The organism is Fibrella musci, from assembly GCF_041321105.1.
Taxonomy (GTDB): domain Bacteria; phylum Bacteroidota; class Bacteroidia; order Cytophagales; family Spirosomataceae; genus Fibrella; species Fibrella musci.
Genome location: NZ_JBGGWD010000003.1, coordinates 498,039 through 512,114 on the forward strand (window position 1 = coordinate 498,039; position 14,076 = coordinate 512,114).

Consider the following 14,076-nt stretch of genomic DNA (forward strand, 5'->3'; position numbering starts at 1 on the left):
TTTTTAGATGAACTCAATTCATAGCCCGACTAATCACGTCGATCGTCTGCTCTATTTCCTCCGGTGTGTTGAAATAGTGCGGCGAGAGCCGAATCACCCAATCTACGCCTTTGTCTAAGAAGTCAATGAGCGCAGCCTGGGTGAACTGGGTAGTAAACACGATCCGTTCGCGCCGAAGAATCGCTTCCAATGTGGCTAGCGACTGACGATCAGTGTAAAACGACAGGATATTGCTCTGTGGCATCCCTCGCTCCATCAACCGCAAGCCATCGATTTGTGATAGGCCCATTTGGAGCTGGTGCATAAGTTGCTGGTTGCGCCGTGCGATGTTGGCGATTCCTACCTGATTCGCATACCGAAGCGCTTCGGCCAGCCCAACACTCAACAAAGACATCTCTTGGGGCTCAAAGCGGCGCGCACCCGGCTGCACGGTATAGGCGTCGGGCGCTGTCCAGGTAGCGCCGCGGCGGTCGATAAACAGCGGCGTGAGCCCAGCCGCCAGCACCCTATCAGACACGTACAAGAAACCTGTGTTGCGCGGTCCCCGCAGAAACTTGCGGCCCGTAGCATTCAGAAAGTCGGGCTGAATCCGGTCTACATCCAGCGGCAGCTGCCCCACCGACTGAGCCGCATCCAGCAGATACCAGACGCCATATTGCCGACAAATTGCTCATATTGCCTCGGCAGGCTGTACGAGCCCTAGGTTGGTGGGTACGTGGGTAACAGCCACCAGCACCGGCCGGTGCTTCCGAATTAACGCCTCCAGGTGCGTCAGATCGATAGCGCCATCGGTACGATTTGCTATCCGGATGAGCCGGACGCCCAACCGCTGCTGTATAGACAGAAACGCAAGTTGGTTCGACACATAATCGTTAGTTGTCGTCAGAATCGTATCGCCCGCCCGAAACGGAATAGCCGACAGCACCTGAATGTATGCGTCAGTGGCACTGTAGGCATAAGCAATGTTGCCAGGCTTCGTATTCAGGAGCCGGGCTGCTTCGTCGTATAGTTGCTCAATATGGTGCCGCCGTAACCGCTCGACTTCATAACCGCCAAGTTGAGTTTCCTGCTGAAGATAGCCCATCATGGCCGCTACTACGGGCTGAGGCATTAGTGAGGCGCCCGCGCTGTTCATAAATAGCGTATCGGTGCAGCCGGGCGTATCGTCCCGGAGGTGAGTGATGTCGAGCGGTAAGGTTGGTTGAGATAGCATGGGGCAAAAAAAACCGCCCAACACGTACCTGAACAGACTCACTTCAACCGGTTTAAGGCCATACAGTTTAGAAACTGGTCACGCATAAACTGTATGGTATTTTTCGTCGGAAAGTGTATGGCAACGCGTACAGCCTAGCCCTTTACTTTTGTGCGGCATAGACTTTACACTAACTAACAGGGCGCGCTCATGGTTGATTTCATTCCCAAATACCAGCAGGTAGCTCGTCAGCTTGGCGATAAATTACGGCTGGGCTTACTGGCCGAAGGTGACAAGCTGCCTTCTGTTCGCACGCTCAGCCAGGAACTGGGCGTTAGTATCAATACGGTACAGCAAGCCTATTACCATCTGGAAGCAGAAGGGCTAGTGGAAGCCCGCCCGCAGTCGGGCTATTATGCCCGAACGCAGGGCCAACGGCAGCAACGTGTACCGCGCCGGTCAGCACCGCAGGCCATGGCACAGGAGGGGAGCCCTTCCGATCTGGAGTCGATCCTGTTGCGGCTGATGCGCCAGCAACAGCAGCCCGACTGGCTTCCTTTTTCCATGAGTGTACCAGCCCCCAGCCTGCTGCCCGTCTCGAAGTTAACTAAGGCTTTCCAGCAGGCGCAACGCGAAATGCCTCACGCCGGTATCGGCTATGAACTAATGGAGGGAAACGCGGCGCTACGGCGACAGATCGCCCGCTATGCTCTATTCTGGGGCGGGCAGCTTACCGACGAAGAAATTATCACGACGGAGGGTTGCACGGGGGCCATGACCCTATGCCTGAAAACAGTGACGCAACCGGGCGATACCGTTGCCGTGGAAAGCCCCGTTTACTTCGGCATTCTCCAGAGTATTCTTTCGCTGGGGCTGAAAGTGCTGGAGTTGCCTACTGACCCGCTGACGGGTATCGATCTGGATGTACTAGAAAAGCATATGCAGGCAGGGCAGGTTCAGTCCTGCTTGCTGGTGCCCAACTTCAGCAATCCGCTGGGTAGTTGTATGCCCGACACGCACAAGCAACGGCTGGTTCGGCTGCTGGAAACGTATCGGCTGCCCCTCATCGAAGACGATCTCTATGGCGATCTGCACTTTTCGCCCTACCGTCCACGTCCCTGCAAGGCCTACGACGAACAGGGGTGGGTTCTCTGGTGTGGGTCATTCAGCAAAACGCTGGCACCAGGCTATCGGGTTGGCTGGGTAGCGCCAGGCCAGTATAGCCACGCACTGCTCCAGATCAAGCGGTATCAGGCCGGTTTTTCACCGGGCATTACCCAGCAGGGCGTCGCTAATTTTCTGGCCAACGATCGCTATGAACTCCATCTCCGCCGATTGCGTCAGACGCTGAAAAACAACTGCCAACGGTATCAGCTGGCCATTCGGACCTATTTCCCTCCCGGCACTCGCATCAGCGAACCGCAGGGCGGCTTCACCCTGTGGGTTGAAGTGGATCCAAGGATCGACACGATCGCGCTGGCCGACAAACTAGCTCCGCTTCAGATTAGCATCATGCCCGGTCGTTTGTTTAGCCTTCAGCCGCAATATGCCAACTGCATGCGGCTCAGCTACGGCCTGCCTTTTAGTGAGCGGGTTGAGTGGGGCCTGCATCAAATTGGCACTTGTATTCACCAACAACTAGCACGATGACTCGGCAACTACTGATCGGCGAGCAGAGCCGGATAACCGCTGTTTTTAGCTTCGTACTGAGTTTGCTGTGGCTACAAGCCACCTCGGCAGATACAAACCCCGTGCGCGAGCAGTACCAGAAGTTCGAGTACAACGTACCCATGCGCGATGGAGTTAAGCTCTACACGGCCGTTTATGTACCCCGCGATGCATCGGCCCAACGTACCTACCCGCTGCTGATGCAACGTACCTGCTTTGGATTGGCTCCCTACGGCCCCGATCAGTACAGGACAGCCCTGGGGCCATCACCCACGCTACAGGCCGACGGGTACATCTTTGTGTATCAGGATGTACGGGGCCGTTGGGCGTCGGAGGGGCGCTGGACCAACATGACACCCCTCATCGACGGGAACAAACGGTCGACCTCCGGCCAACGTCGGGTTGATGAAAGCACAGACACGTACGACACCATCGAATGGCTGTTGACGCATCTCAAACACCACAACGGGCGGGTAGGGCTCTGGGGAGCAAGCTACGCCGGTTTTTATGCCATAGCCGGTGCCGTCAACGCTCATCCAGCCCTAAAAGCGACTTCGCCACAAGCACCCATCGCCGACTTTTTTCGGGAAGATATGCACCACAACGGTGCCTTCACTCAGTTGGCATTACTGGCTTACCCTTTGTTTGGCGAAGGCCCGCCCCAGCCAACAACCAAGCCCTGGTTTGCCGATGCGCTCATTGACACTGGTACCCAAACCGAATTTGGCTGGCACAAGTCGCTAGGGCCTTTGACAAATGCGCAGCGGTATCTGGCCCGGAATACGTTCTGGCAGCAAACGGTAGCTCACCCCAACTACGACGCCTTCTGGCAGCAACGAAACATACTGCCTCATCTGCACCGGGTCCGGCCCGCCGTGCTGGTGATTGGCGGCTGGTTCGATGCCGAAAACCTGTATGGGCCGCTGAGCATCTACAAAACGCTCACTATGCCCCAGTCTCAGACCAATCCGATGCTGGTGATGGGGCCGTTTGGGCATCGGGGCTGGACGCAGGAAACCGGCCACACGCTCCACAATGACCTGTATTTCGGCGATAGCCTAGCCACCCATTACCAGCGCACGCTGGAAGCTCCTTTTTTCCGCCATTACCTGAAAGGAACGGGCGATGGAAAAACCGGACTACCCAAGATCTGCCTATACGATACAGGACAGAAGCGCTGGCAAACGTTCGCGCAATGGCCTTTATCCAACTCAAGACGTTTGCGCTGGCATTTAGCCCCAAGCGGGCAGCTAACCGGAGCGCTCACTGACCCGGCGGGATTTCGGGAGTATGTCAGCGATCCGGCCAATCCTGTTCCGTACACCGAAGCCACTCTGACTGCCGAGCCAGATTTCAGCGCGCTGTTTAGCTATATGTCGGCCGATCAGCGGTTTGCCAGCACCCGGCCGGATGTGCTCACGTTTCTGACCGGGCCCTTAACCGAAAACCTGACCGTGGGCGGCGAAATCAGTGTTCGGTTGCACGTCAGCACCACGGGCACAGATGCCGACTGGATAGTAAAACTCATCGACGTCTACCCGTCCGACGAACCAAATCATCCTTTCCTACCCAACCCAAAAACGCAGTTGGCCAATTACCAGCAGTTGGTACGGGGCGATGTTCAGCGCAGCCGGTTTCGCCGCAGCTTCGCCAAACCAGAACCGTTAACTCCCCGACAGGGCACCGATATAACGTTTCGCCTGCCCGACGTGCTGCATACGTTCAAAAAGGGGCATCGGGTGATGGTGCAGGTGCAGAGTAGCTGGTTTCCTCTGATTGACCGCAACCCGCAGACATTTGTCAGGACTATCTACAAAGCCAAGCCAACCGATTTTCGATCGGCCCGGCACCGGCTCTATGGCCGTTCAACTATTGAGGTGACCCTTCTCCCCTGAGCCATGCAAACACCGATCTACATCGTTGGAACGGGGGCCATTGGTATGACCCTGGCCGTTTTGTTACGGCGCGCCGGTAAGAATGTTGTTTTGCTGCGCAGTCGCCGCAATAGTCAGCCGGAAGCTGACGTGCTTATCACGGTTGAAGGCAGCGACGGATCCAGCCAGACGGCCAGATTCACCATCGGCACACTGGAAGAGACCGATCTGCGGCATGGCGTTATTCTGCTGACGAACAAATCGTTCGGCAATGCTGACCTGGCCCGGCGACTACGAGGAAAAACAGCCGATTCTCCTATCGTCCTTCTCCAGAACGGGCTAACTGTCGAGCAGCCGTATCTGGATGCCGACTTCCCGCTCGTCTATCGCTGTGTGTTGCTGGCTACCAGTCAGGTGCGCGCCCCTTACACGGTCAGTTACAAACCCGTAACAGCGTCGCCCGTAGGTATCATTCGGGGACCGGAAGCAGTCCTGGCAGACCTGATTGAGCAGATTACTACGCCTCACTTTCCGTTTCGGGCTGAACACGCTATTCAGGTTGCCATCTGGGAGAAGGTCATTACCAACTGCGTATTCAACGCCATATGTCCCCTGCTGGATATCGACAATGGTATCTTCCACCGGGACGCATCGGCGCTGGTCCTGGCTCGTGAGGTCATAAGCGAATGTATAGCCGTGGCACGGGAAGCGGGTATCTCGCTGGATCAGCAGGCAGTTGAACAGCGGCTACTACAAATCAGCCAACGTTCAGACGGACAGCTAATTTCCACGCTGGTTGATATCAGCCAGGGACGCGAAACGGAAATTGACACGCTGAATCTGGAAGTTGCCCGGCTCGCCCGGCGGCTGGGCAAACCCGAACTGGCTACACGCACTCAACTGCTTGGCGAGCTAACCCGGATCAAATCCGAAGTCAGCCGACATATAATGGACGGCTAACTGATTAGGGCGACACAGTTAATGCAACCCAACATTCATCCTAACTAAAAAGCCTTATGCGCAGCACACGCATAAGGCTTTAGGTTCAGAAAGGCCGTACTAAGCAGGCCCGACAGACAAATGCTAATACGCTTTGGGGGTCACCTTTCCCTGATTGAGTTCCCACAGATAGCCGTCGGGGTCGGGGAAATAGATTTGCGTGACGCCGTCGAAACGTACCTGCTTGTGGTAGGTGACGTTTTTCGATTTTAGGTACGCCTCCGATTTGTCGATATCATCGACAAACAGAGCAAAGTGGCTGGCGTTTTTGTCATGAATAATCTGTTCGGTGTCGGGGCGGCCCGCCATCAGGTGCAGCTGCTGCCCGTTGCCCAGATCGAACCACGACCGGATCGCTTTCAGGTTTTCGGGCACAGGAATGGATTTAAAGCCCATCACGTCGCGGAAAAAGGCCGTGCTAACGGCTATATCCTTCACGTGTATCGCCATATGATTGTGGCCCACAACGCCCAGTTTATCCTGAGCGACGGCCAACTGGGCTACTAACAGAAGAGGAAGAAGGAAGCGCATGTTCTATGTTGCGTTTGATAGCTAACGGTTCGCGTTACCCGGCGCGTATACTCCGGCCGATACCGTCAACTAGCAAACCAGAAACGACCAACTTCTTACTTCACCACTGACGTGCTTTTAACCCCATCGGCGGTTTGCAGGCGCAGCACATACTGCCCGCTGGGCACGTTGCCGAGGCCGATAGTACGGCGTTGCTGGCCGCTGGGTACGTTGGTTTCGGGTTGCGTGAGCACGGTTTGCCCCAACAGGTTCACCAGCGAGAGCGTCAGCGGGCCGGGTTGTTGCGTGGCAAACTCGACCGTGAGCTGATCGGCGGTGGGATTGGGGAACACGCGTAGGTTGATAGCTTCCTGCGTGGCCAGTATGACTGCCGTTCCGCCAGTTGGGGGCGTTACCTGCTGCGCCCGTTTCAGAATCCAGTTATTGGGGTCGAACAGAGCGCCGGTGACCGCGCCGCTTCCCGTAACGGTAAATGACTGAATGGGCTGATTATTGACGACCGTGACGGTTCGATCACCCGCCGCCGACTGCACCGTCACCTGAATGGGCATCGTAAACGAGGTGGGGTTGCTGCCCGCTGTCTGGGTCAGGCTCAGAACCGCTGTGCTGGTACCGGCCACCGGGGCGATCGACCATTGGTAGGTTGGGTACCGCTCGCCGTAGACCCATTCCTTGAAAAAATAGTCGAGCTTCTGCCCGGACGACTGCTCCATCACACGCTGAAAATCTTCCGTTACGGCAGTGCTGTACGACAGCGGCGATGTGGCGTAGGCCCGCATGCCTTTGTAGAACGTACTGTCGCCCAGCACGCCCCGGAGCATGTGCAGTACCGTAGCCCCTTTGGCATAGGAACGCGAGCTGCTGAAAATCTCGTTGATGCTGTTTACGTTCTGGACATAGAGCGTACCACTGGCCAGCAAGGCCTGGGTCATGAAGGCATCCATGTAAGCCTTGTAAGCCGTTCGGCCACCGATGGCTTCCTGATACACGGCTTCGCCATACGACGCGAACCCTTCGTTGAGCCAGATGTTCTGCCAGTCGCGGCAGGTGATTTTATCGCCAAACCACTGGTGCATCAGCTCGTGTGAGATCACATTGCGGGTTAGGGCGTTGGGCGCCATGGAGCTGACTGTCTGGTGCTCCATCCCCCCCGCATACCCAAATTCGGCATGGCCGTATTTTTCCCGTATGAAGGGGTACGTCCCAAACAGATCGGAGAAGACGCGCATCATGTTGTTGGTTTCGTCGACGGCCGTTTTGTAGGTGGCGGCATCCTCAGGAAAAAGGTAGTGCGTCACGGGCATCGTCTGGCCGTTGTAGCTGAAGGGCGTGTCGTACTGCTGGTAGTTGGCGCAGGCGATCGAAATCAGGTACTGGGCAATGGGGTAGCTGTTTTTCCAGCGGTACGTTTTGGTGCCGTCGGCGTTGGTCGTGACACCCTGCAACAGCCCGTTGGATACCGACACGAAGATGGGCGCGGCCGTAATGTTTACTGCCGACGAATCGGCTTTGTCGGCGGGGGTATCCTTGCAGGGAAACCAGTTGGAAGCGCCGTAGGGCTCGCTTAGTGAGTAGATCAGCGGATTAGCAGTCCCGCCGGTGCCGTGGGTCGTAAAGACGAAGGCGTCGTCGGTGTTTGGGGGTACGCCCTGGTAGTATACCGTAACCCGGCCCGTTTGCCCCGCGGCTAGTGTCTGCGGGAGGGTTATCGTTAGGCGATTGCTTGCGTGTGCGAACGTCAGGCGCTGGCCGTTGCTCTTGACGGAGTCGACTTTTAGCACTGAGTTGAGGTCCAGAAAAAACTGGCTGATGGCGCTGCTGGCGGGGCGCAGGGCTACGGTCGTCGCGGCGGTCAGGTAGTTGGGCGTGTGGGTCAGGCGCAGATCGAGTCCGTAGTAGGTGACGTCGATGGTCGCGTCGCCCGCCGACTGCACGGCGGGCCCCATCAGCCGGGCCGATCCCCCACTCAGTCGACCCGGTTGCCCAAAAAAACGTACTTTCCCCGCTACACAGGCGTCCGTTCCAGGTACGTTCGCATCAGGTACGTTGGTTTGCGCCAGTACGCTGGTCGTCAGCAGGCAGCCTATCAAGAAGAGGTAGTTCATAAGCGTTTTTTCGTAGAGACCGCAGCGGCGGGCCGTGCAATCCCTTGCGTCTCATCCAGCGTCAGCAATAATCACAGTTGCTAACGCCTGTTAAGACGCAAGGGATTGCGTCTCTACTTTAGTTGGATGGAAATGGTTTTTCCGGCTTCACCAACGACCACTTTGCAATCGTCGTAGGATGGGGCCGACATGCGCGGACGTACATTGTTGCTGAATCCGTAGGGTTCGGTGGGAATACCAAACATCTTCTTATCGATTTTATCGTTGCTGTTCAGGTCGTGATAAATGGCAAGGGCGTAGGTGCCGGGTTCTACCTCAAACGTGGCCTGAACGGTTCGGCCTGTGGCCCCAACCGACTTAGCCTGCATGGGTCTGGCTTTGTCGGGAAAGCCATTTTCAGAGGCAAACAGGCCAAATCGAACCTGTCCTTTCAAATCCCGGATGTTCTGCGCTTCGACGGTCAGGGTCGTTTTTTTTATGGGGGGATGGGGGGCCAACAGGCTGGTGAGCGTGAGCAGGAAAATAAGCATGGTGGAAACTGTTTTTGGGTAAACGAAATTAACTTGCGTACTGATGCCCCGTACGCAAGTTGCATGATTGTACATCCCGCCCCGCCCTCAAAACGCTGGATTCTGAAGCCCTTCCCCGATGCCCCGGACCAACAGACGGCCGTTGAATCGTTGGTGCAGACGCTAAATATCAGCCCATTTCTGGCCAGCCTGCTGGTGCAGCGCGGCGTGACCAACTTCGAGGAGGCCCGTACGTTTTTCCGGCCCGAGTTGCCCCACCTGCACGACCCTTTCCTGATGCGCGACATGGACCGGGCCGTTGAGCGATTAACACGGGCAATGCATACGGGTGAAAAAATTCTGATTTACGGGGACTATGATGTCGACGGTACCACGTCGGTATCGCTAATGTACGGTTTCCTGCGCACGCTTTACGACCGCCTCGATCATTACATTCCCGATCGGTACAAGGAAGGATACGGGATCTCGAAAGCGGGCGTGCAATGGGCCGCCGACAACGGGTTTACGCTCATCATCGCGCTCGACTGCGGCATCAAATCCATCGACCGCGTAGCCGAAGCCAACGCGCTGGGCGTCGATTTCATCATCTGCGATCACCACCGGCCGGGCGACACGCTGCCCGATGCGGTGGCCGTGCTCGATCCTAAACGCACCGGTTGCGCCTATCCTTACAAAGAACTGACGGGCTGCGGCGTGGGCTTCAAACTCCTGCAGGCTCTGTGTCAGGTACGTGGTCTGCCCGCGTCGACGCTTTGGCCCTACCTCGATCTGGTAGCGGTGAGCATCGCCTGCGACATTGTACCGATCACGGGCGAAAACCGAGTGCTGGCCTATTTCGGGCTGAAACAGCTTAACACAGCGCCGCGGGTTGGGCTTTGCGCGCTGCTCCGCGTAGCAGGCTTCGTGAAAGACCACGAAACCTGCCCCCCACCCGAACGGGCGCTCGACATTACCAACGTGGTATTTGGTCTGGGGCCACGCATCAACGCCGCCGGGCGCATCAAACACGCCCGCGCGGCGGTGGAACTGCTGCTCTGCAACACCCACGACGAAGCCGAAGACCAAGCCTACGGCCTGCAAACGCACAACAAAGACCGGCAGGACCTCGACAAAAACATGACCGAGCAGGCGCTGGCCATGATCCGCAACGACGAACTGTTAATAAAGGCTAAATCGACGGTTCTCTTCGATCAAAAATGGCATAAAGGCGTTATTGGGATAGTGGCATCGCGGTGCATCGAACAATTTTACCGGCCCACGATCATCCTGACCGAGTCGAATGGCAAAGCGGCGGGATCGGCGCGGTCGGTGGCGGAGTTCGACGTGTACGAAGCCATCGAAGCGTGCTCGGAGTTGCTGGAGCAGTTTGGCGGACACACCTTCGCGGCGGGGCTCACGCTCCCCATCGAGAATGTCGACGCCTTCCGGCAGCGGTTTGAAGAAGTGGTATCGGCCAGGATTCGTGATGAGCAGTTGATTCCGCGCGTCGAGATCGACATTCCGCTCGATTTCAGCGAGATCAACGGCAAGTTTTACCGGATTATGCGGCAGATGTCGCCGTTTGGCCCGCACAACATGTCGCCGGTTTTCCGCTCCGACGAGGTGGTGCTGGTGGGCGAACCGGTAGTGATGAAAGAGAAACACCTGAAGTTTACGTGCCGTCAGGTACGTTCGGGGCATTCGTTTACGGCTATCGGTTTCGGCATGGCGCCGTGGGCCGATCACCTGCATCAGGGCGAACCTTTCTCGATCTGCTACTCCATCGACGAAAACCACTACGGCGGCACGTCGTCGTTGCAATTGTATTTGAAGGATATACGACTGCCTGACATGTAAAAAGTTATAACGCAGAGATGCACAGAGAGCAGGAGAGATACGCAGAAAGTCAATTGTCGTCTGTTGTCATCGGGTGCGCTATAGAGGTGCACAGAGCATTGGGGCCGGGCCTACTGGAGTCGGCATACCGTCAATGCCTTGCTTATGAGCTAAGCCAAATCGGGTTACATGTTGAGCAGGAGAAGTCCATGCCGATTGTGTACAAAGACGTTCGGCTCGATCATGGCTATCGATTGGATCTCCTAATCGAAAATGAACTAGTTATTGAATTAAAGACAGTTGACCTGCTAACCGATGTGCATACAGCACAGCTTCTTACATACCTGCGACTCGGCAATTTCCCGCTTGGACTGTTGATCAATTTTCAAGTGAAGATGCTTCGGCAGGGCATACGCCGTCTTGCTTACACACCTTTGTAAATTATATGCTGTTACGCAGAGATTCGCCGAGTAAAGAGAGATTCACAGAGACAAAAGTGATAACTGAGTTTGCACATCATTCTCTGTGAATCTCTCTTTACTCGGCGAATCTCTGCGTAACAACTTCCTCCCATGATTCTCAGAACTGAAAATTTAGTCAAGAAGTACGGCAGCCGGTTTGTCAACAGCAACGTGTCGTATCAGGTCGCGCAGGGCGAAATTGTGGGCTTGCTGGGTCCGAACGGTGCCGGCAAAACGACCTCGTTTTATATGGCCGTGGGGCTGGTAAAACCCAACAGCGGCAAGGTCTATATCGACGACCGCGACATTACCGACCTGCCCATGTACAAACGCGCCCGGCTTGGGTTGGGCTATCTGGCGCAGGAAGCCTCCGTGTTTCGTGACCTGACGGTGGAAGAGAATATTCTGGCGGTGCTGGAAATGACCGAAAAGCCTAAAGACGAGCAAAAACGGCGCGTAGAAGAGCTAATCGAGGAGTTTCACCTCGGCCATGTGCGGAAGAGTCAGGGCAAGGTGTTGTCGGGGGGCGAACGCCGCCGCACCGAAATTGCTCGTGCCCTGGCCGTCGATCCGAAGTTTATTCTGCTTGATGAGCCGTTTGCGGGTGTCGATCCCATCGCGACCGAAGATATTCAGAGCATCGTGGCGCAGTTGAAACACCGTAACATCGGCATCCTGATCACCGACCACGACGTAAACGCCACGCTATCGATTACCGACCGGGCGTACCTGCTGATCGAAGGAAAAATCTTCAAACAGGGATCGGCCGAAGACCTCGCCAATGATGAGCATGTTCGTCGACTGTATCTGGGTCAAAACTTCGAGTTGAAGCGGAAAGCGATGTAGTGCCCGCACGTTGCTCCGAACTCTTATCAATTTACCGTGTGACTTTGGTCAGTGGTTGTAGCCGTTGAGTACCGGCATGGTTGTTAGCCTGATCGTGTCGCCGGGAGCGAGCCAGACAGGCTGGGTACGTGTTCGGGGAAGCACATCGGCCATCGTTTCGACTACATCCCGGTCAGCAACGAGCCAGCCATAGTAGGGCCGGATGAGTAAATGCAGCGTTATCGCATGGGCAGAATTGGCCAGTAGCGTTTCGGTAGTCAGATTGCCCAGTTTGACATCGCCCAGCATGGTAACCCATTGTTGCAAACGAACATCAGCGGCGGCTTTGGCCGGGCGCAGGCCGTCCTTATGCAGCGGTTGATCTGGCGTCAGGTCGTAGGGCAATACCACGGTCAGGCGCAACAGGGGCTGAGGCTGGTTGTCCAGCCAGTTTCGTAGCAGCAGCGCGTCATCGACCGAGCCATCGGTTACGTACAGGAACGAGTTCATTAGCAGAGGAGGCAGTTCGTTAGCCTCAAAACTACCCCACCCGCCAGCGTCAGCGGCTGACAAACATCAGCACCCCGGTTGATTAATGACACGCTATAAAACGGTGGCGGCTGGGTACGTTATCCCAAGACTTCACGCAGCACGGCCAGCGATTTTACCTCGCCGAGGTTATCGAAATGGATGCGGTAGTACGCCACCAGGCCATCGAGCAGGTCGGCGCGCTGAGCCCGATTAAGCCGAACCAGCGTGTGAATAGGCTGGCTCAGAAAAGTGTTAACGGCCTCGCTCATGGTGTCGTCGGCCAGGAACGGCACCGAATGCTCGCGAAGCTGCGCCTCGAACTCATCTGCGCTTTCGGGGCCAAACCCAAGGAACGACGCCAGTTGCAGCAGAAACGCGAGATGAAAATTCTCGTACTGCTCGGTGGCTTCTTCGAGGTACACGATCGACGTCAGCAAAAACCGGAACAACGCCGGGTTACTGGCTTCTTCTTTCAACGTTTTGGTGAGCATTTCGGTCACAAACAGGGCGATGCTCGACTTGGCCACCTCGAACGGAATGTGCTGAAATGGATAAGGCGTTTTTACCTCCGAAATTCGGTGCAGGTCGCGGTCTTCCTTGTAATACACCACCATGTCGAGCAGCGTTAGCGGCTGGTAGAGAGCAATTCGGTTGGTTTTGCTCTTGGCCGACCGCACCCCGTTGATGATGTAGCTTTGCAGACCAAACGCTTCGGTATAGACGCGGGCAATAATCGACGATTCGCGGTAACGGATGTAGCTAAGGGCAATGCCCTGGGTTTTGTGCAGCATGAGCAAACGGGACGCAGTGACGCTAGTTTATCAACAACCGAAGCGGGTAAAAAGTACCATTATGGCCCGGCTTACCAGCCAATTGGCTGCTTAAGCAACAATCTGCCTCGGCTACGCGTTGGACAAGGCAGTGACCATTAACCTACCATTTCCCGTTGAAAGCTTTTCTTCTTACTGGCTGGCTGCTGCTCTTCGTCGCCCTGTCGGGCTACGCGCAACGCGATACGTCCTTTTATCGCACTACGCCTGTTCCGGCGCACCTACGACCCATCGAACGGGCCATCGGCTCGTCGGCAATCGGTAGCGTGTATTTCTATGGGGGCAAACGCCTCACGTCGGCCGCCTCGCTGGAGATTCCTTTCTTTGAACTCAACGATCCGCTTGTCAACCGGCATTACCGCAACTACCGCACCTGGACGACCGTGAGCCGACTTACGGCGCTGGTGCCGTTGGTTTATTTCTTCACCCGGACCAAATCCGTCGGGTTCAATTCGGGCGAATACTGGACGGTCTACGGCGGCAGCGTAGTGCTGGCGTTCGGTACGGTAATCATCGCCAATACGCAGGTTAACAAGGCCGTGGCCCGCTACAACACCATGCTCCGGCAGGTGCCCCGCGCCGAGTACCGCGTCGGAGCCGCCCTCTCCCCCACCCCGCTGGGTACGTATGCCGTCGGTGTGGGGGGTACGTTGCGATTTTGACAGAGCGTTCAATGTCCAAAGTCCAACGTAGCTGACGCAGGCGTATTGCTGAT

Annotated in this window: 12 protein-coding genes and 1 pseudogene; 7 read left to right on the forward strand and 6 right to left on the reverse strand. The window is 56.2% G+C overall.

Annotated features, from left to right (window positions below):
* Nucleotides 1-13 precede the first annotated feature (13 nt).
* Nucleotides 14-1,213, reverse strand: a pseudogene (locus tag ACAW74_RS11895) (aminotransferase class V-fold PLP-dependent enzyme).
* A 189-nt stretch (nucleotides 1,214-1,402) separates the two neighbouring features.
* On the opposite strand from ACAW74_RS11895, the gene ACAW74_RS11900 reads away from it, so the two are divergent.
* The 3 genes from ACAW74_RS11900 to ACAW74_RS11910 are packed head-to-tail and all read left to right on the forward strand — an operon-like array spanning nucleotide 1,403 to nucleotide 5,694.
* Entirely contained in the window at nucleotides 1,403-2,842 is a 1,440-nt protein-coding gene (locus tag ACAW74_RS11900) for an aminotransferase-like domain-containing protein (protein WP_370698422.1), read from the forward strand.
* Nucleotides 2,839-4,755: a CocE/NonD family hydrolase gene (locus ACAW74_RS11905; RefSeq protein WP_370698423.1), complete on the forward strand. Its 1,917-nt coding sequence runs from the start codon at nucleotides 2,839-2,841 to the stop codon at nucleotides 4,753-4,755. The genes ACAW74_RS11900 and ACAW74_RS11905 overlap by 4 nt, the downstream gene beginning before the upstream one ends.
* A gap of 3 nt (nucleotides 4,756-4,758) precedes the next feature.
* Nucleotides 4,759-5,694 carry a ketopantoate reductase family protein gene (locus tag ACAW74_RS11910; protein WP_370698424.1) on the forward strand — a complete coding sequence of 312 codons (936 nt, stop codon included), beginning with the start codon at nucleotides 4,759-4,761 and terminating at the stop codon, nucleotides 5,692-5,694.
* A 123-nt stretch (nucleotides 5,695-5,817) separates the two neighbouring features.
* Here the strand turns inward: ACAW74_RS11910 and ACAW74_RS11915 are convergent, their stop codons facing one another.
* The 3 genes from ACAW74_RS11915 to ACAW74_RS11925 all read right to left on the reverse strand — a co-directional run bounded on the left by ACAW74_RS11915 (nucleotide 5,818) and on the right by ACAW74_RS11925 (nucleotide 8,899).
* Complete coding sequence (locus ACAW74_RS11915; protein ID WP_370698425.1) at nucleotides 5,818-6,264, reverse strand: VOC family protein; 447 nt, start codon at nucleotides 6,262-6,264, stop codon at nucleotides 5,818-5,820.
* Between the two features lie 95 nt (nucleotides 6,265-6,359).
* Nucleotides 6,360-8,369, reverse strand: a complete 2,010-nt coding sequence (locus ACAW74_RS11920) for a M1 family metallopeptidase (RefSeq protein WP_370698426.1) — start codon at nucleotides 8,367-8,369, stop codon at nucleotides 6,360-6,362.
* A 113-nt stretch (nucleotides 8,370-8,482) separates the two neighbouring features.
* Nucleotides 8,483-8,899, reverse strand: coding sequence for a DUF2141 domain-containing protein (locus ACAW74_RS11925; RefSeq protein WP_370698427.1), 417 nt, complete (start codon nucleotides 8,897-8,899; stop codon nucleotides 8,483-8,485).
* A 63-nt stretch (nucleotides 8,900-8,962) separates the two neighbouring features.
* Between ACAW74_RS11925 and recJ the strand changes: the two genes are divergently transcribed.
* The 3 genes from recJ to lptB all read left to right on the forward strand — a co-directional run bounded on the left by recJ (nucleotide 8,963) and on the right by lptB (nucleotide 12,021).
* Entirely contained in the window at nucleotides 8,963-10,735 is a 1,773-nt protein-coding gene (recJ, locus tag ACAW74_RS11930; RefSeq protein WP_370698428.1) for a single-stranded-DNA-specific exonuclease RecJ, read from the forward strand.
* A 17-nt stretch (nucleotides 10,736-10,752) separates the two neighbouring features.
* Entirely contained in the window at nucleotides 10,753-11,154 is a 402-nt protein-coding gene (locus tag ACAW74_RS11935) for a GxxExxY protein (protein ID WP_370698429.1), read from the forward strand.
* Nucleotides 11,155-11,286: 132 nt separating this feature from the next.
* Nucleotides 11,287-12,021, forward strand: coding sequence for an LPS export ABC transporter ATP-binding protein (gene lptB, locus ACAW74_RS11940; RefSeq protein WP_370698430.1), 735 nt, complete (start codon nucleotides 11,287-11,289; stop codon nucleotides 12,019-12,021).
* A 48-nt stretch (nucleotides 12,022-12,069) separates the two neighbouring features.
* Here lptB and ACAW74_RS11945 read toward each other — a convergent pair whose 3' ends face one another.
* Complete coding sequence (locus tag ACAW74_RS11945; protein ID WP_370698431.1) at nucleotides 12,070-12,510, reverse strand: hypothetical protein; 441 nt, start codon at nucleotides 12,508-12,510, stop codon at nucleotides 12,070-12,072.
* Between the two features lie 119 nt (nucleotides 12,511-12,629).
* Complete coding sequence (gene recO, locus ACAW74_RS11950; RefSeq protein ID WP_370698432.1) at nucleotides 12,630-13,322, reverse strand: DNA repair protein RecO; 693 nt, start codon at nucleotides 13,320-13,322, stop codon at nucleotides 12,630-12,632.
* Between the two features lie 155 nt (nucleotides 13,323-13,477).
* Here recO and ACAW74_RS11955 point away from each other — a divergent pair, with 155 nt between their 5' ends.
* A complete protein-coding gene (locus ACAW74_RS11955; protein WP_370698433.1) occupies nucleotides 13,478-14,023 on the forward strand; it encodes a hypothetical protein in 546 nt (181 codons plus the stop codon).
* Nucleotides 14,024-14,076: the final 53 nt, after the last annotated feature.